Raw genomic sequence first — 22,803 nt, 5'->3', positions numbered from 1 at the left:
AAGGTTCTAAATGATTTGCAACAAGCAATTTACCCTATTTTGTGAGATAAACAACAAAGTTTCCGTGAATGTTGACTATCTCGAAAGGAATTTATGATGGCAAAGAAAACAGACCTTAGAGTACAACGAACCAGAAAAATGATTATTGAAGCTTTTTTTAAACTTGTAGAAACGAAAGGCTACGAAGCGGTGACAATTCAGGATATTGCTGATGAAGCTATGATTAATCGTGCGACTTTTTATGCTCATTTTAAAGACAAACAGCATTTATATGATGCAATCTTCACCTTTACGCTTAGTGCATTTACCGCTATTCTTGATTCGCAACAACTAGTTAATGGCAATCGTGTCCGCGTGAAGCATATTGAAGAACTTCTGACGCAACTCTACATTAACATTCAAGAGAACAAATCTTTCTTCTTAACTATCATGGACAATAATTTCAACGAACACTTTCGAAAACGCTTAGCTGAAATTATCGAAGAAAAATATGCGACGATTTTTTCGCAGTTGCGAATTACTGAAAATGATATTGATGTGCCAATAGATTTTGTTATTGAATACATGACCTCTATCTTCATCGGTACGCTTCATTGGTGGATTACTAGCGAGACGGATATGACACCCAACCATTTAGCCCAATTAGTTATCAAATTAGTTGGTAATGGGCATTTAACTGTCTTAGGCATTGAATTAGAAAAATAAAAACACCGGAGCCGACAATAATTTTGTCTGCTCTGGTGTTTCTGTTAAAGATGAGTTAGTTTTTTGAGCGCCATTTGATGTTGTGGGCTGTATTTCTTGAAGAAGTAACTTTAACGCCACTTTTAATGTTGCCTTTTTTACGTGGAATTAAGTCAACTTTGACATCATACTTACCATCACGCGCTAAATCATAAACATTTTCAACCATTTCTGTAATTTTTTCTTTAAAGTTCATTCTTATCAACTCCAGACTATTCTTTCTTAATACTTTAGCATATTCTTATATAAATGAAAACTTTTCTAGCCTGTACATGAGGAAAATCTTACCTCTTTTTTGTTATATAATTATACAAAAAAAGAACATCTCTCTACCAGAAATGTTCTGAAAACTGGGGTAGCTGGATTCGAACCAACGCATGACGGAGTCAAAGTCCGTTGCCTTACCGCTTGGCTATACCCCAAAAAGAAAATGGAGGAAAGTGGATTCGAACCACTGAACCCTAAGGAACGGATTTACAGTCCGTCGCGTTTAGCCACTTCGCTATTCCTCCAAAAAGTCATTGTCGCTGTAACGACCTGACTTAGTTATAATACAATCTTTTCCAGAAAAAAGCAACCCTTTTTTTAAAAAAATTGTTATTTATTTTTTATTCACTTAAATTCCATTGACGAATAATTGTTTCAAAGGCTTCGTCCAGATTTTTTGCTGTACCTTCTTGCTTGCCATCAATTTCAATGATGAATTTTTTATCATTTTGCGGAATGACACGACCGATTTCTTTTTTACCAATAAATAATTTGTTCATTAAAACGTTCGCTCCATTATATTGAGCTTTTTCTTCTTCAACACGTACTTCAATATCTTTATTCTTTTTTGACATCTCTATCCCTCCAAGAACTCTATGTTATCAGAATCTTTGAAACAAAACAAGCACTCACTATTTCTCTGTCAGATTGTTCGTTTATCGTTTCAATGCAGCATTAAGGAGTAACGAAATGCGATTCGCTACTCCTTAAAGACTGATTCCTATTCTTTTTCTGAGCCTTCTGTCGCATGATAGTTCACGCTATTTGAGGTACCTTTTTTAGAAAAGTTTTCAATTAGCTCTTTCACATCAAGGCCCGTTGTTTCTTTTAGTGTTTCTTGTGTACCAGCCAACAAGTTTGTTGCATAGTTGGTAATACGGTTGGCGCCAGAATTTTCGCCACCTGCGCCTGTATCTACCACTGAAATCTTGTCGATGTTGCCCAATGGTTGTGCCGCTTCTTTCATTAATTGTGGCAACATTTCCATCACCATACTTAACACAGCTGCTTCACCATATTCCTTGAAGGCATCAGCAATCTTTTGTTTGGCTTCGGCTTCCGCTGCACCACGAGCTAAAATAGCTTCGGCTTGCGCTTGACCTGTTAAACGCGTTTTGTTGGCTTCCGCTTCGGCTAATGCTTCAACTTTGAAGCGTTCTGCTTCGGCTTCTGCCACTTCACGTGCTTTTTGTGCAAGGGCTTCTTGTTCGCGTGCGTAACGATCTGCATCGGCTTTTTTCTTCACTTCTGAGTCGTATTGTTTTTCACGACGCGTAATTTCTTTTTCTTCTAACTCAATTTGTTTTTGACGTTCAACGACTTTGACTTCCATTTCTTGTTCAACCACGTGTTGTTGTGCACGCGCGCTTTCCAAGTTATAAGCTTGGTCTGCTTTGGCTTTGGCAATGTCTTGTTCTTGTTTGTATAACGCTAATTTCAATTCTTTTTCTTTTGAAGCTTCTGCGATTTCTGTTTGACGTTGCAATTCTGCTTGTTGTGATTCTTTTTCAGCTTCCGCTTTTTTGATACGAGTTTCTTTCAAGGCTTCTGCTTCAGCAATATCTGCATCACGTTTAACTTGCGCGATTCTTGGTTTCCCTAATGAATCCAAGTATCCATTTTTATCACGAACTTCTTTAATTGTGAACGACACAATAACTAGGCCCATTTTAGCTAAGTCAACACTGGCAACTTCTTGCACACTTTGGCTAAATTTATCACGGTTTTGGTAAATTTCTTCCACTGTCATTGAACCTAAAATCGAACGTAAATGTCCTTCTAATACTTCACGTGCTTCATTTTCTAATTCTTCCGTTGTTTTTCCTAAAAATTGTTCCGCTGCTGTCGCAATTTCTTCAACCGATGAACCAATTTTAATGATTGATGTCCCATCACACATCACAGGAACCCCTTGTTCTGTGTACACTTCTGGTGTAGAAACATCTAATTTACTTGAAAGCAAACTAATTCGATTCGAACGTTGGAACACGGGTAAGACAAACGCACCACCGCCACGAACGATTTTAATTTTGTTGCCACCTTCGTCCACATGAACATTTTTAGAGCCTAGATAGCTCCCGCTGATAATTAACGCCTCATCAGGTTTGGCTGTCTGATATTTAGAAACAAACACAATTAATAACATTAATAATACTAAAACTGCAATAATAATCGGTAACAAAATTCCCATTTTCTTCTCTCCTACTCTATATTTTTAGACTGCCTTCGTAAGGAATGACATAACAAACCCGTTCTTTCAATTCAATAATCAATACCTCACTACCACTTGGCGCAGCTACTTCTTGTGGCACATAAAATGCTGCTGGTCGACTTAACGAACCTGTAACACTCTTCAATTGAATCTCGCCCATTCCTTGGACAGGAATTGGAGTAATCACAGTAGCAACACGACCTTCCATGTCTTTTTCCGAAATAGAAATTGTGGCCTCCGAATTTTTCAAAGGGACCAACACATAAAAATTCAGGAAGAAAACAATAATAGTTGAAAGAATACCACTGACCATTAAAATAAGCCAACTATTCACCGCTGTTAATTCTTCCCCAAGGTACCCAAACAGCGAGGTAAAAGCAATCCATGGAATAATCAGCATTGGGTCCACCGGTCCATCAAAATTAAAAACATCCCCAAAAATAATTAGTAAAAAAGCGAGGACCGCGCTCCCCACTAATACATAAAAATAAACCGTTTCCAATGGTAGACCTTCTAACACTTTTCCCACACTCCTTTCTGTGCTATAACCTAGTAATAGTGTACCAATTTTTAAATAAAAAGAGTAGTAATTTCCAAATAAATCTCAAAAGATACATCTTAAGACCTATTTTTTCTTAATAAAAGAAACAGCAATAAACGAGCAGCCCTAGAATTATCGAACTTCTACGGACTCCTCGTTTTTTAAAATGTGCTATTCATTTGATTTTAACGCTTCAATCATATTGATCTTCTTCAATTTTCGATGCATAATGACCATCACAAACAACGTGAAACACATGGTGATGACTGCGGAATACAGATAACTCGGCCAATGAATAATTGGCGAAAACATAATTAAATCAACTTCAACGGTTGCTAAAATATACTGATGCAAAATTTTCCCAAAGAAGCAGCCGACAATAATACCAATAAACGTTAAAATAATGTTTTCACGGTAGACATAGGTGGTGACTTCACGATCGTAAAACCCTAAAACCTTAATCGTGGAAAGTTCTCGAATCCGTTCAGAAACATTAATGTTGGTTAAATTATATAACACAATTAACGCTAAAGAACCAGAAACAGCAATCAGTACCCAAATGACAATATCGAGGCTTTTCAGCATATCATCAAACGAACCTTTCATCGCAGTTAAAAACGTAATGTTCAAAACTTTCGGCTGTTTTGTCAATGCCTCGCCGATTGAGGTTTCTTGTTTTGAGGATAACTTTTTGTCAAAAAGTAGGAATTCTGTATTATACTCCGGCTTCTGCTTCGTCATCGTTTGGTAAAGTTTCGGCGTCATATAGACAAAATGACCCGTGTAGTTCTCTGCAATCGCCGCAATTTTCACGTGATAGGTCTGATTATCACTATTTTCTAAATTTAACTGATCTCCGACTTTATAGCCAAATAATTTAGCTAATTTTTCATTAATGATTACACCGTCATCATGGAAAGAATATTTTTCTCCAGTGACTCGATCATTAAATAATTGAAACTCAGCCATTTTCGAAGGATCTTGCGGCACATAAAGTGTAATATTTTGAGTTGGTGCGCCTTTGCCCTTCGTTTTAAAGATTTCTGAATATAACGGAATTGTTTTATTCAAACCATCCAGTTTGCGCAACGTTTCTTGATACTCTTTTGTCTCTTCAGGTGTTGTTTGCTCTTTAAAAGTCACGACTGCTTGGTAATGCCAGATTTTATTAAATTGAATTGTAGCGACATCGACAATTGAATCGCGTAAACCAAAACCAACAATTAACAGCCCCATACAACCAGCTATTCCGATAACGGTCATCAGCATCCGACGTTTATAGCGGAACAGATTTCTAGCGGTCACTTTTTGAATAAAGCTCATGCGTTGCCATAAAGGGCGGATTCGTTCTAGTAAAATCCGTTGGCCTGCTTTCGGCGCTTTGGGTCTTAGCAAGGTAGCTGGGGTACTTAATAAATCGATTCTTAATGTCACTAAAGCTGCCCCCACAGTACAAGCTAAGGCTACAATAATGCCCCATAAACTGTAATTCAAGTACCACGGTGTAACTAAATCAGGAATATTGTACATTTGACCGTAGGCATCAAAAATTATTTTAGGGAATAGATAATAGCCAACTGCCAATCCTAATAATGCGCCTGTTAGACTGGCAACCGTCGCATAGGTAATAAAGATTGAAGCAATTTCACGATTACGATAACCTAAAGCTTTCAAACTACCAATTTCCATTCTTTTTTCTTCCACCATACGTGTCATGGTAGTTAAGCTAACTAATGCCGCAATTAGGAAAAAGAACAACGGGAACAGCGTGGCTAAAGAAGAAATCCGATCAGCATTATCTTGATATTCAGAAAATCCTGGATTGTCTTCCCTGGTAAAATAATAATACGTTGGGGCTTTCAAATTGGCTAGCTCTGTTTCTTTTTCAGCCAATAGTTGTTCCTGTTTAGTCAATTCGTCTTTTTGCTTTTCAAGCATCTCAGCTGGAATTCCTGGTTGTTGCTCCAACTGCGCAAGCGCTTGTTTTCCCGTTTCTAACGCTTGCCGCCCTTGGTTAATGTCCGGCTGAGCCGAATCACGTAGGGAGGCAACCTGTTCTTCTGGCCGATTTTTCAGTGCCTCTTTTACCTGATTCAAGGCCTGCTCTCTTTTCTTTTCATAATCAGCGGAATACGTATTTTGATGTTTTAATGAACGAAATGAGATTAGCAATTCTGGATACCGTTGACTGTCAAAGGCTTTTCCCGAAACCACGCCAAAAAAGTTTAACGTTCCAGAACCGACCGTTGTGGTTCCCCTCGATGTATTATCAATATATTCTGGTGAATTGACAAATCCGACAATAGTAAAATGAGTTTGCGTCAGCCCTTTTTCTTTAATCGCTGCATCGTTTAAAGTGATTTTATCACCCATTTTATAGTCATATCTAGTTTTCGCCAATGTATCTAGTGCAATTTCATTTGTTTGTTTAGGTAACCGACCGTCAACTACTTGATAGTTAACCGAGCCTACTTGATTTTTTCGATAGCCAAACAATTTAACTGCATTATTTTGCGGCCCAATCGTCGCATCTATTGTATACCGCGGCACAACTGTTTCGACATCTTTTAAAGACTGTAGTGTTGTTAAATCTTTCTTTTCCAGTCCCATTGTAGAAATTATTCGCGCATCTGGAAGCTGCTCTTTCTGGTAATAATTATTCGCGGTTTTAATCATATCTGGTCCAGTAGCTTTCAAACCAACAAAAACCATGACACCAAGGAAAATAATCCCCATAATCGATAAAAACCGTGTAGTAGATTGTCTAATTTCACGTATACTTGTTTTAATTAGCGCTGTTTTCTTCATTTTAGGCACCTACCATTCAATTTCAGCAACCAATTTAGGCTGATCATTCACAGTCATTTCACGAACTTTCGCATCATTAATTCGAATTACCCGATCGGCCATTTCTGCAATGGCTGAATTGTGGGTAATAATTAAGACGGTCGTTCCTGTTTCACGAGCAGTGTTTTGCAAAATGGTTAAAATTTGTTTCCCTGTTTCATAATCCAGCGCTCCTGTTGGTTCATCACATAAAAGTAACTTGGGCTTTTTAGCAATCGCACGGGCGATGGTTACTCGTTGTTGTTCACCACCAGAAAGTTGCGCTGGAAAATTATCTAAACGTTCCCCTAAGCCCACCGATTGTAAAACAGTGGTTGAATCCAACGCATCCGCAACAATTTGCGAAGCCAATTCGACATTTTCTTTTGCCGTTAAATTTGGGACTAAATTGTAAAATTGGAAAACAAACCCGACATCGTTTCGTCGATAAGTGGTTAATTGTTTCTCTGAAAACTGAGCGATATCTGTGCCATCAATAATAATTTCCCCTTCATCACAACTGTCCATTCCACCAAGAATATTTAAAACAGTTGATTTTCCTGCACCACTGGGGCCTAAAATAACCGCTACTTCTCCTTTTTCCACTTCAAAAGAAATGCCATCATTCGCAGTAATAGTTGTCTCTCCCATTTGGTAACGCTTGTATTCATTTTTGACTTCAATATAGGCCATCCACTATCCCTTCCCTTCTACATTAAAATAGTAACATATCTGAGAAAACAAGTCTTTCAAAGAAAAGCCTTTTTTGATTTTTTAGCAAATTTACGTATAATAGAAAAGATGGTCCCCTTAAATTTGGACTATTGCAAGTATAAAATTAGAGGAGCACGTTATGGCAAATAGAAAGAAGAAACCACCATTTAATTCAACCATCATGCTGATGGGCGCATTAATCATTTTAATTTTAGGCGCAGTTGGCGTTAAAGTTCCTGATGCTTTACAAGATTTATTTAATGTTCAACCACAAACAACCACCCCCTCAAGCACACCAGCACCTAAAGGAGATAATCCTGGACCCCTTGAAAATGGTAAAGCCACATTTTCAGCAGAGGAATTAAAGGATAACTCAAACGGCTGGATTACTTATCATTCTCTAGATCGTCTAAAACGAGCGACAGGCGCTGATGCGCTATTAAAACCCGCAATGGTCAATACAGGAACTTCCGCTAATAAAGATATTCGACCAGCTGGTTTCATTTCAGGAAAAGCTAATCATTCGCGTGGCCACCTAATCGGCCGTCAAATGGGAGGCAGTGGTGATGATCCACGTAACTTAACCACCTTGTATCAGAATCCTGTCAACACTCCTTATATGACGAAATATGAAAATCAGATTCGGGCAGCTCTTGATCGCGGCGAAACCGTTCGCTATCGCGTGACACCTGTATATAACGGAAACGATTTGTTGGCTGAAAAAATCATCTTAGAAGCCAAAAGCCTTAAAACAAATTCACCCATTGATTTTTCAGTAACTATTTTAAACAAACAATAAGGAGGAACTTTCAGTGGATTTTGAACAGCTAAAAGAAACATTACCCGATGCAAAACCACAAACATTTTTGCAAGCAATCCTCTCTCAACCTCAAGAAGAGGATGCTGAATTAACTTTCAGTGAAGAAATTGATGAACAATTTGTCGAAAATTGTAAATTTTTAGCCTCTCCAGAAACCATTTCTGAAACAGATGTGGAACATTGGCGCGAACAAGAATTTTTAGTTGTCGCCCAAAGTTTAGATGGCGATTATCTAGCAGGTACCCTAGAGCAAACCTTTGTGATTCCTAGCTCCCTTTACAAAGAGGATATTGAGCAATTTGACAAGCAATTAATCGATTTTTTTATTGCCTACGAGAACAAAGAAATTACTTCTGCGATTTTACCAAAAGAATTATAAAAAAGCTTGCGGATAAATTTCCGCAAGCTTTTTCTTGTATCTTATGCTCGATAACGTTCAACGCCATCTAAATAAGTGGCTGCTAATTCCATGGTTGGTTCTAATACGATAAAGTCAGCATCGCGACCATTTGCAATCATGCCGCATTGATCATCGATTTTACAGCTAATCGCAGGAACTAATGAAGCCATCATAATTGCTTGTGCAGGTGTGGCAATACCCCAATCAACTACATTTTTAATTGCTTCTTTTAGTTTTAAAATACTTCCTGCTAAGTTTCCAGTATCCAAACGAGCCGTTCCTTCTGCTACCACAACAGGAAATTCACCTAAATTGTAGTTGCCATCTGGCATACCGCCAGCCATCATGCAGTCTGTAATCAACGCTACGTGATCATGGCCCGCTTTTTCCATCAATACTTCAGCTGCTTGCGGATGTACATGGTGTCCATCACAAATTAATTCAGAGAAAACGTGTTGTAACGTTAACAATGCACCAACCATCCCTGGTTCACGGTGATTTAAGCCGCGCATCCCATTATATGCATGAACAAAAACGCTAGCGCCTGCTTCAACTGCCACATCAGCTTCTTCTAAGGTCGCATTACTATGGCCTAAAGCAACAACGACACCTTCATCTGTAACGGTTTCAACAAATTCTTTCACACCATTACGTTCTGGTGCCAACGCAATTTTCTTAATAATTCCGCCTGAAGCTTCTTGCCATTCGTGGAATGTATCAAGGTCTGGATCTCCAAAATAACTTGGATTTTGTGCGCCTTTATGTTCTTCAGTAAAGAAAGGTCCTTCAAAGTAAATCCCTTGAATTTTTGCACCAGGTACTTCTTGGTAGACTTGACCAATCGTACGTGCAACGTCTGTTAAACGTTCTTTACTTGAAGTTAACGTTGTTGGTAAAAATGAAGTTACACCACAAGATAATAAGCCTTCAGACATCACTTTAATGCCTTCTGCATCGTTATCCATTACGTCATGATTCATGTAACCATGAATATGAGTATCGACTAAACCTGGGGCAATCCATTTGCCTTCCTCACGAATAATTTTTACGTCCCCTTGCGGTTCATCTTTTGTATAATTACCAAAGATACCATCCGTGATTTCTAAATAACCAGGTCCTTTAACATCGCTTTTTAAAAAGAACTTGTCTGCAAAGATAAATGTTTTCATCTTCATCCTTCTTTCTTTATTTTACTTACTTCAAAAGTACTCTTAATCAGTACAAAAGTCAAGAAATGGTGTAGACCTTTTAAGCAATTCTGAGGATTTTTTAAAGATTGCCACTTTCCACATTTTTCATTTGTTGTGCTAAGTTCAGATAACGTTCTGCTTCTTCGTGTTTATTCTTTCTCATTAAAACTAAATATTTTAGATTTAATAATTCACTTAAATAATAATAACTATTTTTTTTGCGGGCCCAAGTAATTCCTTGATCCACATAAATTTCGGCATCTTTTTCTGTATAATTTTTAAATAAGAAATCAGCATAATTAAAAAATATTTTCGTTAACTCTGCATTACTGCGTTCATTGGGCAATTGATTAAAGTAATGAATACTCAAACTTAAAAATCGTTCTGCCTCTACTTTATTGCCCATGTAACCATAAGTGGCACCTAAACAACTAATCAATTGAATCTCTAAATCAGAAACATTTAATTTATCCGCTTTATAGGTGAAAGATAACCCTTTGCGCAAACTAGCGATGGCTTTTTCGTAATCATTGAGAACAAACAATTCGCAACTACCTAAATAATAATAATATTTTTGCCAGTCCGTATCTAAATACAATTGTTCTTCAAGACGATTTTCCTTTAAATAATTTAATAATAATTGATATTTTTTATGACGAAAATATTCAGCCATTTTTTCAAATGAATACGTAACGACGTGCACATCACCAGATTTATAACGCATAATCTGATCGACAGTCACACCTAAACGATCACAGAGCTGTTGCATGACGAGGACGTTTGGCAACTCTTCATTGTTTTCAATGCGACTTAAAACACTTTGTGAACAGATGTCTTCTGATAACATTTTCTGTGTCAATTTTCTATTTTTTCTAATTTCTTTAATAACTGCACCTAAAGAATTCATCACAATAGCTCCTATTTATATCGGCCATTTTCCTTGCAAAATGGGGATTTTGTCAAAATATGCGAATTCGCATTATGCTTTTATTGTACTTTATTGCATAATATACTGCAAGAACATTATCTAAGGTTTTCTTAGAAAATAAATAGGTTCATTTTTATTAAAAAGGAGTGTTATTGTATGGCCGAAGAGAAAAAGGTTCACTTCATTTGGGAAAAAACAAATTATTCAGGCTTTGTGGAGAAGGAGTATGAAAATTCTTATCTCATCGTAGTAGCAAATCCTAGTCCTGATATGGAAGAAAAATATACCAACCGAATGATTATTAGTAAAAAAGCATGTGAAACCGCAGAATAGTATTGTTAATAAAACAAGAACTACCAAAAAATAGCTTCGTTAGAAGCTATTTTTTGGTAGTTCTTTTATTTTTGTTTGTAGGTACTTAAAAATTCACGCATTTTATCCGCCGTGGTTTTTAAGTCTTCCATCTTCGGTAAATAAACAATGCGGAAGTGATCTGGTTGTTGCCAGTTGAACCCACCGCCATGGACTAATAAAATATGATGTTTGTGTAAGAAATCTAAAACAAATTTTTCATCATCATAAATGTCAAATTTGGCCGTATCAATTTTCGGGAAAATATAGAAGGCTGCTTTAGGCTTCACGGCTGATAAACCAGGAATATCATTTATCGCATTATAAATAAATTCTCGTTGTTCATAAATTCTGCCACCTGGTAAAAGCAAGTCATCAACACTTTGATAGCCGCCTAATGCGGTTTGAATGATTTGTTGTGACAATACATTCGAGCATAACCGCATGGAAGCCAGCATATTTAGCCCTTCGATATACCCTTTTACTCGTGATTTATCGCCACTCAACACCATCCAACCGCATCGGAAGCCTGCCACTCGATGTGATTTTGACAAACCATTCAATGTTACGACAAATAAATCAGGTGCTAATGTAGCAATCGGTACATGAACCAAACCGTCCATGACCAAACGATCATAAATTTCATCGGAGTAAATAATTAAATCATTTTGACGTGCCACTTCAACAATTTCTAGCAATAACTCTTTCGGATATAAAGCACCAGTCGGATTATTCGGATTTATAATAACGATTGCTTTTGTATTCGAAGTTATTTTTGATTTTATATCATCAATGTCTGGATACCATTCTGCTTGCTCATCACAAATATAATGGACGGGTGTACCGCCCGCCAAAGAAACAGAAGCAGTCCATAAAGGATAGTCTGGCATTGGCACAAGTACTTCATCGCCGTTATTTAACAAGCCTTGCATACACATGGTAATTAGCTCACTCACGCCATTACCAGTGTAAATATCATTAATCGTTACATTAGGAAATTTTTTTAATTGGCAATATTGTTCAATTGCTTTTCTTGCAGAAAAAATACCTTTTGAATCGGAATAACCTTCTGAATCGCGAACATTCACAATCATGTCGCGTACAATTTCATTTGGGGCATCAAAACCAAATGGCGCTGGATTCCCTGTATTTAATTTCAAAATACGTATGCCCTCTTCTTGCATGCGTTCTGCTTCTTCTAAAACAGGACCACGGACATCGTAACTTACGTTATTTAATTTATCGGATTTTTTAAAATTTCTCACACGGACTCCCTCGCTTCACAAATTTATACTCTAAAGTTACGCCAACTATAATGAAAAAGCAATAATAAATATCAGAATTTAATAAAAAATTGATGGTTTTTCCGTAATAAACAAGCAAGGCAACCGTCTGCAGATAGTTGCCTTGCTTGTTATACTAGTTGATGCAGATGATGGGACTCGAACCCACACGGACATCTGTCCACATGACCCTCAATCATGCTTGTCTGCCAATTCCAACACATCTGCATTTTAAGAGCACTTATTTATCCTAAAATAATTACTGGTCTTTGTCAAGATAACAAAGACCAGAATCGTTAGATTTGTTCTTTTTTCGCTTGCCAGGACAAACGCCCATGACATTTTCCGCAGACATATCGGGTCGTATCAATACGCCGTTTTCTGAGGATGACTTCTCCACAAGACTGACATTGGTACTGATGAAAAACCGCTTTTTTCCGTTCTACCAGGGGCGGTGCATAACGGGCACCGCCAGTCTTAGCCAATAACTCTTTAAAGTCCTTATCTTTATGCTGATAGCCTTTGCCGGCCAAATGTAAATGATAGTGACATAATTCATGCTTAATGACTTTTTCCAATTCTTCTTGTCCATACTTTAAAAAGACAGTTGGATTAAAATCCAAGTGATGCGAAGCTAAATGATAGCGACCACCCGTAGTTTTTAACCGCCGATTAAATGTAGCTTGATGCAGAAAAGGTTTCTGAAAAAATACGATTGAAATTTTTTCCACTAGCGTTTGCAGCGCTTGATCTGTCATCAAGACTGGTTGAGGTTCCTTCATTGCTAGTCTTTTCTATCCGCACGAGGCAACATAGTTAAACTAATACGCCCCTTTTTCAAATCAACATCTTCTACCCAAACTGTGACTACATCACCGACCGCAACAACATCCGTTGGGTGCTTAACAAATTTAGTACTTAACTTAGAAATATGGACTAAGCCATCTTGCTTCACACCAATATCAACAAACGCACCAAAGTCAATTACGTTTCGAACAGTTCCTTGAATTTCCATTCCTGGTTTCAAATCTTCCATCGTCAACACGTCTTTACGTAAAAGTGGCGCTGACATCTCATCGCGCATATCACGTCCTGGTTGGATTAAACTAGCAATAATATCCGTGAGTGTTTCTGAACCTACTTCTAACTCAGTAGCTAATTGATTCACGGGTAACTGTTTCAATTTTTCGATAGCTTCTGATGTCCCTAATTCTTTAGAAGCAATCCCTGCTTTTTCTAAAATTGCTTGTGCTACTGGATAACTTTCTGGGTGAATTCCAGTATTATCTAACACATTTTTGCCATTAGGAATTCGTAAAAAGCCAATTGCTTGTTCAAATGCTTTTGGTCCTAAACGAGGTACTTTTTTGACTTGGTTTCGTGCTGTGAAGACACCATTTTCATCACGGTAAGTGACTAAATTTTGCGCCGTTGTTTTATTTAAGCCAGAAATATGTTGTAAAAGTTGAGCACTCGCTGTATTCACATCGACACCAACTTGGTTTACTGCAGTTTCCACAACAAAATCCAATTGTTCGGCAAGACGTTTTTGCGATACGTCATGCTGATATTGACCGACCCCGACTGCTTTGGGATCAATTTTTACTAATTCTGCCAACGGATCTTGTAAACGACGGGCAATGCTGACTGCACTTCGTTCTTCGACTTGCAAATCTGGAAATTCTTTACGAGCCACTTCACTCGCAGAGTAAACGGAAGCCCCTGCTTCATTAACAATCACGTAAAAGACGTCACGCTTCACCGCTTTTAATTGCTCCGCCACAAACAATTCAGATTCACGACTTGCCGTTCCGTTTCCAATAGCTACCATGTCCACTTGATAGTCTTCAATGATCTTTTTAAAGGCTGGACCAGCTGCTTCACGTTTTGCAGCAGTCGCTGGTTTATGTGGATAAATCACTTGAATTGCTAAAACTTTACCAGTTTCATCGACAACTGCTAATTTACAGCCTGTCCGATAGGCCGGGTCAAATCCTAGAACAACTTTTCCTTTAAGTGGTGACTGTAATAATAAATTACGTAAGTTTTCACCGAAAATCGCAATCGCTTGTTCATCTGCTTTTTCTGTTAATTCATTGCGAATCTCCCGTTCAATCGCTGGTCCAATGAATCGTTTATAGCTATCTAAATAAGCAGCCTCAATGTATGGAGCAGCTAAACTTGTTGCTTGTTTGCCGATTAGTTGACGTTGGAAATAATCATTAATTTTTGTTTCATCAGCGATAAGGGAAACCTTTAGAATATCTTCTTTTTCACCACGATTCGTTGCTAAGACGCGGTGTGGCACCATTTTGCTAACTGGTTCTGCAAAATCGTAATACATTTCATAGGTTCGCTTTTCATCTTTTTCTTCGTCCTTAACTATGCTCACGTATTGCGCATGCTTAACCATATAATCACGTAACCATGTTCGGTATTTTGGTTCATCGCTAATGCGTTCTGCTAAAATTTCATGAGCACCTTGCAAGGCTATCTCGGCGGTTGCAACTTCTTTTTCTTCATTAATAAAAGTAGCCGCTTTGGCTAAGATATCCGCATTTTCAGGTAAAGAGAGTAACCAATCTGCTAATGGTTCTAACCCTCTTTCTTTCGCGATAGTCGCTTTAGTCCGACGTTTTTGTTTATATGGTCGATACAAATCTTCCACTTGTTGCATTTTCACTGCTTTTTGAATATCTGTTTTGAGTTCTTTTGTTAGTTTTCCTTGATCTTCAATTAAACGGAGAACTTCTTCTTTCCGTTTTTTCAAGTTTTGTAAATAATGATAACGTTCTTCTATTTCACGGATTTGGACTTCATCTAAACTTCCGGTCATTTCTTTCCGGTAGCGGGCAATAAAAGGAACTGTATTTCCTTCATTTAATAAAGTTAAAACCGTTGTTATTTGTTTTGAACGATACGTTGTCAATTCTTTTTGAAGTAGCGCTACTACTTCTTCGTTATAAGCTTCTGCCATTAACTAGATACCTCTTTTCTTATGCATACTTATCTATTTTAGCATATTTTTGCTTCTAAATATAGAAGTGAGGTAACTGATTCGCACGATTAAGGCATCAAAATTCTGGTTGCCACGCGGGAGTGCGTTTTTGATATTCGATATCTTGGACAATCCCTTTTTCATTAAAAATCACACCATGAACCGAGCCACCAAAAATAGCACCACCATCTATCCCAATTTTTCCATCACTTTGCCAAAGGTCCGTAGTCTGCATATCACCATGCAACATTGGGGTAATGGTATGACCAAAAACAATGGTCTTGCCTGTATTATTTTTCCCTTGATGAAAGGGTTCGCGAATCCATAAAAAATCCTTAGGTGCTGTTTGCCGCCAATCTTTCATCGTTAAATCGACACCGGCATGAACAAATAGGTAATGCTGCCATTCAAAATAAAGCGGTCGTTTTGTTAAAAAATCAATTAACTCTGGATAGCGACTACGAATCATTAAAGCCATTTCTGTTGGTGAGTATTCTGCAGTAGCTCCTGGATGCAAGAGACTTTCAATTGTTTCCTTGCCACCATTGCGAACATATCCTGCAAACCAGTCCTCTGGATCTTGAAGAAACTGCAAAAAATATTCTTCATGATTGCCTCGTAAATAAACAGCGCCGTATTGCTCGACAAGTTCTTTTCCTTTGAGAAAACAGGCTTTAGAATGCGGACCACGGTCGTTTAAATCACCAATTAAAACTAGCTGATGCTCAACTGGGTCATAGTCTGTGAGTAAGGCATCAAACAAATCTGCTTGTCCATGAATATCACTGATTACATAAACATATGGTTTCATAAATAAGCCCTCCTAACTTGCTTATATTAAGTATACGCTAAATTTTAAAATATTCTCGTAAAATGTTTGGAAATAAAAAACGAAAATAGGACATAAGTCAAAACGACTTATGTCCTACTCTTTAAATCTTAAAATAATCAGCTGAACAAAAGCAACGCCTGCAATTACTCGTTACAATTTGGCCTTCAAGAGTGATAAACACTTTGAGCTAACAGCTTTTGTCTCTGATTCATTTAACCAAGCGCTAGCGCTCGTTTGGTCTATTTTTTCTTCTTACCGCCAAACGCATCTTTCATTTTATCAAAGAAGCCTTCTTCTTGTTGTTCAGTTACATTTTGTCCGCCAGCTTTTGCAAAAGCTCGTAGGGCATCCTTTTGTTCTTCATTAAGATTTTTTGGTGTTATTAATTTCACTTTCACGTGTTGATCACCATTGCCCCCACCACGTAAACGTGGCGCACCTTTGCCTCTTAAGCGGAAGTTTGTGCCAGTTTGTGTTCCAGCCGGAATTTTTAATTTCACGTCACCATGAACAGTTGGTACAGTTACTTCGTCACCTAGAGCCGCTTGAACAAAACTTACTGGTAAATCATAGTAGATTTCTGCGCCATCTCGATCGAAAATGTCACTATCTTCAACACGAAAGACTACATATAAATCACCATATGGTCCACCATTGGTACCCGCTTCTCCTTGGTTAGCTAAGCGCATTTGTTGGCCGTCTTCTACTCCAGCAGGCACATTTACTTTGACAGTATGTGCTTTTTTCTCATGACCTGTGCCATGACAAGTTGGACATGGTTCTTTAATTTCTTTTCCTGTTCCATGACACACATCACAAGTTTGACGACTCATCATACGACCTAATGGCGTTTGACGTTCAACATTGATTGTTCCAGAGCCATGACATTTATGACAAGTTTCTGGGTGTGTCCCTGGTTTGGCACCATTACCGCCACAGGTTGCACAAGTATCTTCTCGATTGTACTTAATTTCTTTTTCGACACCGAAAATAGCTTCTTCAAATTTCAATTGAATTGTATATTGTAAATCGGCGCCTTGTCTTGGTGCATTCGGATCAACAGAACGGCCACCACCGCCGCCAAAGAATGAATCGAAAATATCTTCGAATCCACCAAAACCACTACTGCTAAATCCGCCGCCACCGAAACCGCCAAAGCCACCAGCGCCGCCACCGTAATTAGGATCAGTTCCTGCATGGCCATATTGGTCATAGGCCGCTTTTTTCTGTGGATCACTTAATACTTCATACGCTTCAGAAACTTCTTTAAATTTTTCTTCCGCATCGGCTTCTTTGTTAATATCTGGATGGTACTTTTTGGAAAGTTTGCGGTATGCTTTTTTAATTTCATCATCTGAAGCACCTTTTGCTAATCCTAGCACTTCATAATAATCTCGTTTCGTCGCCATTGACTTCCCTCCAACTTTCTTCAAACTTTACAATGTGTTTAGAACCAGCCAAATTCATCGATTGATTTCGGTCTCTCTGGTTGGATTATCTATCACACCTTGAATCAGTGTTACTAGCTGCAAATAGGTATTTTCAGCTTGTTTAACATCGTTGTAATCATACCACAGTTCTTTCAAAACCTAAATAGTTTCTTGCTAACTTGATTGCGGTTGATTTTCTCACAAAAGACAAGGGACTGGGACATTAGTCATTGTACTAATGATCCAGTCCCTAAAATCAATTGTTATTGATTATTTGTCATCACCTTTTACTTCTTCAAAATCAGCATCAACAACATCATCAGCGCCACCTTTGGCAGCTTCAGGATTTTCTTGTGCTTGTTGTTGCGCAGCTTGTTCGTAAAGTTTTACTGTTAAGTTTTGGACGATTTCATTTAATGAATCACGTTTTGCTTTCATTTGTTCGATATCGTTTGCTTCGATGGCTGCTTTTAATTCATCACGCGCATCTTCTGCTTTTTTCACTTCTTCAGCATCAACTTTGCCTTCTAATTCTTTCAATGTTTTATCAACAGTGAACAATAGAGCATCTGCATCGTTACGTAAATCAACTTCTTCTTTACGTTGTTTATCTGCTTCAGCGTTTGCTTCAGCATCTTTCACCATACGTTCGATTTCATCATCAGATAAACCTGAAGAAGATTTAATCGTGATTGTTTGTTCTTTTTGAGTGCCTAAGTCTTTCGCACGAACATTTACAATCCCGTTTTTATCAATGTCAAAGCTTACTTCAATTTGTGGCACACCACGAGGAGCCGCAGGAATATCTGTTAATTGGAAACGACCTAATGTTTTATTATCAGCGGCCATTGGACGTTCACCTTGTAATACGTGAATATCAACAGCTGGTTGATTGTCAGCAGCAGTTGAGAAGACTTGTGATTTACTTGTTGGAATCGTAGTGTTACGATCAATTAATTTTGTAAATACGCCACCCATTGTTTCAATACCTAATGACAACGGTGTTACGTCTAATAAGACAACGTCTTTAACATCACCAGTGATTACGCCACCTTGGATTGCCGCACCCATTGCTACTACTTCGTCAGGGTTAACTGATTTGTTTGGTTCTTTGTTTGTTTCTTTGCGAACAGCTTCAACTACAGCTGGAATACGTGTTGAACCACCAACTAGGATAACTTCGTCGATTTCAGAAGGATTTAAACCAGCATCTTTCAAGGCTTGACGTACTGGTACTTTTGTACGTTCAACTAAATCACTTGTTAATTCATCAAATTTTGCACGAGTTAAGTTCATTTCTAAGTGCAATGGTCCTGCTTCGCCAGCAGTAATAAATGGCAAGCTGATTTGTGTGCTTGTTACACCTGATAAGTCTTTTTTCGCTTTTTCAGCAGCATCTTTCAAACGTTGTAATGCCATTTTATCGTTAGCTAAGTCAATGCCATTTTCTTTTTTGAATTCTGCAACCATGTAGTCAATGATCTTATTATCAAAGTCATCCCCACCTAGGTTGTTATCACCGGCTGTTGATAATACATCGAAAACGCCATCGCCTAATTCAAGGATTGACACGTCGAATGTACCACCACCAAGGTCAAAGACAAGAATTTTTTCATCTTTGTCTGTTTTATCTAAACCATAAGCTAAAGCTGCTGCTGTTGGTTCGTTAACGATCCGTTCTACTTCTAAGCCAGCAATTTTACCAGCATCTTTTGTTGCTTGACGTTGCGCATCGTTGAAATATGCAGGAACTGTAATAACTGCTTTTTCAACTTTTTCACCTAAATAGTCTTCAGCAAAACCTTTTAAATATTGTAAGATCATTGCAGAAACTTCTTGTGGTGTGTATGATTTTCCTTCAACATCAACTTTATAGCCAGCTTCACCCATGTGACGTTTAATAGATGAAATCGTGTTAGGATTTGTAACAGCTTGACGTTTTGCTACTTCGCCGACTTGAATTTCACCGTTTTTGAATGAAACGACTGAAGGAGTTGTGCGGTTACCTTCTGGGTTTGCAATAATTTTCGCTTCGCCGCCTTCTAGTACTGCGACAGCTGAGTTTGTTGTTCCTAAGTCAATACCAATAATTTTACTCATAGTGAATATCTCCAATCTGTATTAGTTTTCTATAATAATATATTTTTAATTAACGTTTGTTATTGTGCAACAATGACCATTGATGGTCGTAACACACGGTCTTGTAATTTGTACCCTTTTTGTAGAACTTCAACAATGGTATCTGCAGGGCTTTCTTCAGAAGCAGGGACTGTTTGAACGGCTTGATGTAAATTTGGGTCAAAGGTTTCACCCATTGCTGGGATTTCTTCGATGCCTTCTTCTTTTAAAGCCACAGTAATACTTTCTAGCACCATCGAAATACCTTTTTTCAAGCTTTCACCTTGTTCATCTGATACTTCAATAGCCATTGCTCGTTCTAAATTATCAATAGCTGGTAAAATCTTTTTACCTAAATCTTGTGAGCGGTAACGAACTAATAATTCTCGTTCGTTTTTATTTCGATTGCTCATATTAGCAATTTCGGCTCTTGCCCGCAAGAACTTGTCTTCCATTTCGGAAAGCTCTGCTTTAAGATTTTCGATTTCTGTTGCTTCAACTTCTACTTCAGAAACGCCAGCAGCATCAACAGCTTCCATTTCTTCTTGTAATTCTTCTTGCTTTTCTTCTTTTTTACTCACTTCAGCAACTTCCTTTCTCTTTATGCATCTACTTCTTATCCTAACAAGGTTTGCTTAATTACCTAAAAAACGGTAATAGTCACCTAGTTGTGAAGCTAGCTCATGTCGAAACGTGTCTACCAAACCGAATATTTTTGAATACGGCATACTGGTTGGTCCTAGCAGGGCAATTGTTCCTTTGCCATGTCCTGATACTTCATACGTAGCAGTAATCATGCTCATATCTTCTAAGAGATTGTTACCAATTTCTGAGCCGATACGAAAAACAATTGGATTTTCTGTTGTTGCAGAACCATTTAATAAATGCGTCAGCTCATCAGAATTTTGCATAAAGGAATAGACAGATTTCAATTGTTCAATATCTTGTTTGATGCCAAAATCTAACAAATTCATGCGACCACCGACAAAGACTTTTTCTTCAAAGGCATGTCCTAACATCTCATCGAATAAGTTCATCATTCCTTCTGGCGTTTGGAAATAGCGATGTAAAATCATCGGAATCTCCGTCCGCAAACGATGATAAACGGTCAACAAAGGTTGTCCAACCAACTTATCATTGATGATTTGTGTCATTTTTTCAAGATCTTGGCTAGAAACAGCGGCAGGAATGGCAAATACTTGGTTTTCAACATTGCCTTTATCTGTCACTATAATAGCAAGGACTTGCCGATCATTCAAAGGAACCATTCGAAAGCCGGTTAATTTCCGTTCTTTCACTTCAGGTCCTAATGAAAAAGCAGTATAACTTGTCAATTCTGATAGAATTTCAGCTGATTGTCGAATAATATCATTAATCTCGTGAAATTCTTTTCCAAAAGATTGACGGATTCTTCTAAGTTCGTTCTCTTCTACTTGTGTTGGTTGTAAAAGATGATCCACGTAGTAACGATAACCAGCCATTGAGGGGATTCGCCCCGAAGAAGAATGGGTCTTAGCTAATAAGCCGTATTCTTCTAATGCTTTCATATCATTACGAATTGTGGCAGAACTAGAGGCAATGCCATCCTCCATCAATTTCTTAGAACCGACAGGTAAGCCCGTGTTCGTGTAATTTTGGATGATAAGTCTCAAGATATTTTGTTGTCTTTCTGTAATCATCGTTATTACCACCCTTCATTAGCACTCTTAACACCTAAGTGCTAACTACATATACTAATATAACAAGTCCTTACCTTTTTGTCAAGGGAAATACGCAACTTTTTAGCACTCTTCAAACAAGAGTGCTAATTACTGCAAATCACCTTCAAAAACCATTAATACCAACTTTTTTAATAAAAAATCAGCGAAATGCTTTGTCACACTTCGCTGATTTTTTTATTTTTCACTCTTTTTCACTTAACAAAAATGCTTCAAAAACATTATTCCCCACAAATAGTCCTTTTTTCGTTAAACGTAAGATATCTGCTTCTTCAATTAATAATTCTTCTTCGATTAAGCGTTGAATGACCTCTCCATAAATTGCTTCAATTGGTTCCTGAAATTTTTGTTGGAATTTTTGTTTAGAAATGCCTACTTTTTTACGTAAGCCTAAAAACAACTCCTCTTCTATTTGATTTAAACGAGTTAATTCTTCGGTCTCTACAATTGGCAATTGATTTTCTCGCAAGGGTTTCAAATAATGCTGGATTGGGCCGTGATTTTTATAACGAGTTTGCCCAAGATAGCCGCTGGCACCTGCGCCAAATCCATAGTAGTGGTCATTATTCCAATAAGCCAGATTATGTTGACTTTCTTTTCCTGTTAAAGCAAAATTACTGACTTCATATTGATGACGTCCTTTTTTCTCCATTGCTTCAATCGTTTCGTCAAACATTTGTGCTTCGATTTCTTCTTCAGGCAGCTGTAACCGTCCTTGACGAACCCAGTTCATAAACATTGTTTTATTTTCAAGAATTAATGAATAAAGCGAATAGTGCGGCAAGTCCAATGCTAAGGCTCTTGTCAAAGTATCGCGAAAACTTTCCAATGTTTGTCCAGGTAAAGCATAAATTAAGTCAATACTGACATTGGTAAAATTTTCTTTCTCTAAAAATTTCATTGTTTCATAAACATCTGCGGCGGTGTGCTTGCGACCGATTTTTTTGAGCAAGCGATCATCAAATGTCTGAACGCCCATCGAAAGACGATTGACGCCATAGTTTTTCATGACTTGTAATTTTTCTTGGGTTAAATCACCAGGGTTTGCTTCCACCGTAAATTCATTTCGGTCATCAAACGTTAACTGTTCGCGAACCCCTTTTAGTAGCACATCTAACTGTTTCGCTGATAATGAAGTTGGTGTGCCTCCGCCAATATAGATGGTTTTCATTTCTTGTTCTGGATACAATGCTTGCGTAAGTTGAATTTCTTTTAATAAACTCTGAATATATTCATCAACTGGTTGTCCTTCTAAAAAGACCTTGTTAAAATCGCAATAATAACAAATATGCTCACAAAATGGAATATGAATATAGGCCGACCGATCGAACATCGGCGTTGAAGTTGAAATTTGGTTTGTTTTGGTCATTAGCTCGTTTTATCTCCTTAATACCAAAAAGCTCGTTCTTTTTGGAAAGTCTCTACTAGCCA

General features: G+C 37.8%; 22 protein-coding genes and 3 tRNA genes. 4 read left to right on the top strand and 21 right to left on the bottom strand.

Going from position 1 to position 22,803, the window contains the following annotated elements:
• Positions 1–93 precede the first annotated feature (93 nt).
• Positions 94–705 carry a TetR/AcrR family transcriptional regulator gene (locus IGI87_RS06260; protein WP_002357803.1) on the top strand — a complete coding sequence of 204 codons (612 nt, stop codon included), beginning with the start codon at positions 94–96 and terminating at the stop codon, positions 703–705.
• Between the two features lie 55 nt (positions 706–760).
• Here IGI87_RS06260 and IGI87_RS06255 read toward each other — a convergent pair whose 3' ends face one another.
• The 8 genes from IGI87_RS06255 to IGI87_RS06220 form a co-directional block, all read right to left on the bottom strand.
• Positions 761–940: a hypothetical protein gene (locus tag IGI87_RS06255; RefSeq protein ID WP_002357804.1), complete on the bottom strand. Its 180-nt coding sequence runs from the start codon at positions 938–940 to the stop codon at positions 761–763.
• A gap of 154 nt (positions 941–1,094) precedes the next feature.
• Positions 1,095–1,166, bottom strand: a tRNA-Gln gene (locus IGI87_RS06250).
• A 9-nt stretch (positions 1,167–1,175) separates the two neighbouring features.
• Positions 1,176–1,256, bottom strand: a tRNA-Tyr gene (locus tag IGI87_RS06245).
• Between the two features lie 96 nt (positions 1,257–1,352).
• Positions 1,353–1,586, bottom strand: coding sequence for a DUF2969 domain-containing protein (locus tag IGI87_RS06240; protein ID WP_002357806.1), 234 nt, complete (start codon positions 1,584–1,586; stop codon positions 1,353–1,355).
• A gap of 146 nt (positions 1,587–1,732) precedes the next feature.
• Complete coding sequence (locus IGI87_RS06235; RefSeq protein WP_002357808.1) at positions 1,733–3,202, bottom strand: flotillin family protein; 1,470 nt, start codon at positions 3,200–3,202, stop codon at positions 1,733–1,735.
• A gap of 16 nt (positions 3,203–3,218) precedes the next feature.
• Positions 3,219–3,752, bottom strand: a complete 534-nt coding sequence (locus IGI87_RS06230) for a hypothetical protein (protein WP_162782449.1) — start codon at positions 3,750–3,752, stop codon at positions 3,219–3,221.
• A gap of 183 nt (positions 3,753–3,935) precedes the next feature.
• Entirely contained in the window at positions 3,936–6,572 is a 2,637-nt protein-coding gene (locus IGI87_RS06225) for an FtsX-like permease family protein (protein WP_438736467.1), read from the bottom strand.
• A 9-nt stretch (positions 6,573–6,581) separates the two neighbouring features.
• Positions 6,582–7,283 carry an ABC transporter ATP-binding protein gene (locus tag IGI87_RS06220; protein ID WP_002360463.1) on the bottom strand — a complete coding sequence of 234 codons (702 nt, stop codon included), beginning with the start codon at positions 7,281–7,283 and terminating at the stop codon, positions 6,582–6,584.
• A gap of 160 nt (positions 7,284–7,443) precedes the next feature.
• On the opposite strand from IGI87_RS06220, the gene IGI87_RS06215 reads away from it, so the two are divergent.
• Positions 7,444–8,103 (top strand): DNA/RNA non-specific endonuclease, encoded by a 660-nt coding sequence (locus IGI87_RS06215; protein ID WP_438736466.1) that lies wholly within the window; start codon positions 7,444–7,446, stop codon positions 8,101–8,103.
• Between the two features lie 13 nt (positions 8,104–8,116).
• Positions 8,117–8,503, top strand: a complete 387-nt coding sequence (locus tag IGI87_RS06210; RefSeq protein ID WP_002357813.1) for a hypothetical protein — start codon at positions 8,117–8,119, stop codon at positions 8,501–8,503.
• Between the two features lie 41 nt (positions 8,504–8,544).
• On the opposite strand, the gene nagA is transcribed toward IGI87_RS06210, so the two are convergent.
• Positions 8,545–9,693, bottom strand: coding sequence for an N-acetylglucosamine-6-phosphate deacetylase (gene nagA / locus IGI87_RS06205; RefSeq protein WP_002357814.1), 1,149 nt, complete (start codon positions 9,691–9,693; stop codon positions 8,545–8,547).
• 100 nt (positions 9,694–9,793) lie between these two features.
• Positions 9,794–10,621, bottom strand: a complete 828-nt coding sequence (locus IGI87_RS06200; RefSeq protein ID WP_104854601.1) for a helix-turn-helix domain-containing protein — start codon at positions 10,619–10,621, stop codon at positions 9,794–9,796.
• Between the two features lie 177 nt (positions 10,622–10,798).
• Between IGI87_RS06200 and IGI87_RS06195 the strand changes: the two genes are divergently transcribed.
• Positions 10,799–10,975: a hypothetical protein gene (locus tag IGI87_RS06195; RefSeq protein ID WP_002357816.1), complete on the top strand. Its 177-nt coding sequence runs from the start codon at positions 10,799–10,801 to the stop codon at positions 10,973–10,975.
• A gap of 65 nt (positions 10,976–11,040) precedes the next feature.
• Here IGI87_RS06195 and IGI87_RS06190 read toward each other — a convergent pair whose 3' ends face one another.
• From IGI87_RS06190 to hemW, 11 genes are all read right to left on the bottom strand, one after another.
• A complete protein-coding gene (locus IGI87_RS06190; protein WP_002357817.1) occupies positions 11,041–12,258 on the bottom strand; it encodes a pyridoxal phosphate-dependent aminotransferase in 1,218 nt (405 codons plus the stop codon).
• Positions 12,259–12,420: 162 nt separating this feature from the next.
• Positions 12,421–12,504 (bottom strand) — tRNA-Leu (locus tag IGI87_RS06185).
• A 68-nt stretch (positions 12,505–12,572) separates the two neighbouring features.
• The gene (locus IGI87_RS06180) at positions 12,573–13,034 is read right to left on the bottom strand and encodes a SprT family protein (RefSeq protein WP_002365561.1); all 462 of its coding nucleotides are present in this window, start codon (positions 13,032–13,034) and stop codon (positions 12,573–12,575) included.
• A gap of 26 nt (positions 13,035–13,060) precedes the next feature.
• Positions 13,061–15,253 (bottom strand): Tex family protein, encoded by a 2,193-nt coding sequence (locus IGI87_RS06175; protein ID WP_438736465.1) that lies wholly within the window; start codon positions 15,251–15,253, stop codon positions 13,061–13,063.
• Between the two features lie 97 nt (positions 15,254–15,350).
• Entirely contained in the window at positions 15,351–16,085 is a 735-nt protein-coding gene (locus IGI87_RS06170; RefSeq protein ID WP_438736464.1) for a metallophosphoesterase family protein, read from the bottom strand.
• A gap of 260 nt (positions 16,086–16,345) precedes the next feature.
• Positions 16,346–17,515 carry a molecular chaperone DnaJ gene (dnaJ, locus tag IGI87_RS06165; RefSeq protein ID WP_002357822.1) on the bottom strand — a complete coding sequence of 390 codons (1,170 nt, stop codon included), beginning with the start codon at positions 17,513–17,515 and terminating at the stop codon, positions 16,346–16,348.
• A gap of 54 nt (positions 17,516–17,569) precedes the next feature.
• Positions 17,570–17,692 (bottom strand): hypothetical protein, encoded by a 123-nt coding sequence (locus IGI87_RS06160; protein ID WP_104854604.1) that lies wholly within the window; start codon positions 17,690–17,692, stop codon positions 17,570–17,572.
• Positions 17,693–17,806: 114 nt separating this feature from the next.
• Positions 17,807–19,636: a molecular chaperone DnaK gene (dnaK, locus tag IGI87_RS06155; protein ID WP_104854605.1), complete on the bottom strand. Its 1,830-nt coding sequence runs from the start codon at positions 19,634–19,636 to the stop codon at positions 17,807–17,809.
• Positions 19,637–19,695: 59 nt separating this feature from the next.
• Positions 19,696–20,235, bottom strand: coding sequence for a nucleotide exchange factor GrpE (grpE, locus tag IGI87_RS06150; RefSeq protein ID WP_113793896.1), 540 nt, complete (start codon positions 20,233–20,235; stop codon positions 19,696–19,698).
• A gap of 54 nt (positions 20,236–20,289) precedes the next feature.
• Complete coding sequence (gene hrcA / locus IGI87_RS06145) at positions 20,290–21,333, bottom strand: heat-inducible transcriptional repressor HrcA (protein WP_002357828.1); 1,044 nt, start codon at positions 21,331–21,333, stop codon at positions 20,290–20,292.
• Between the two features lie 223 nt (positions 21,334–21,556).
• Entirely contained in the window at positions 21,557–22,705 is a 1,149-nt protein-coding gene (gene hemW / locus IGI87_RS06140; protein ID WP_162782578.1) for a radical SAM family heme chaperone HemW, read from the bottom strand.
• Between the last annotated feature and the right edge of the window lie 98 nt (positions 22,706–22,803).

Origin of the sequence: Enterococcus sp. DIV1444a, assembly GCF_051712125.1 — a bacterium.
Classification (GTDB): Bacteria; Bacillota; Bacilli; order Lactobacillales; family Enterococcaceae; genus Enterococcus; species Enterococcus faecalis.
This window is presented reverse-complemented; position numbering and strand designations above follow the sequence as displayed.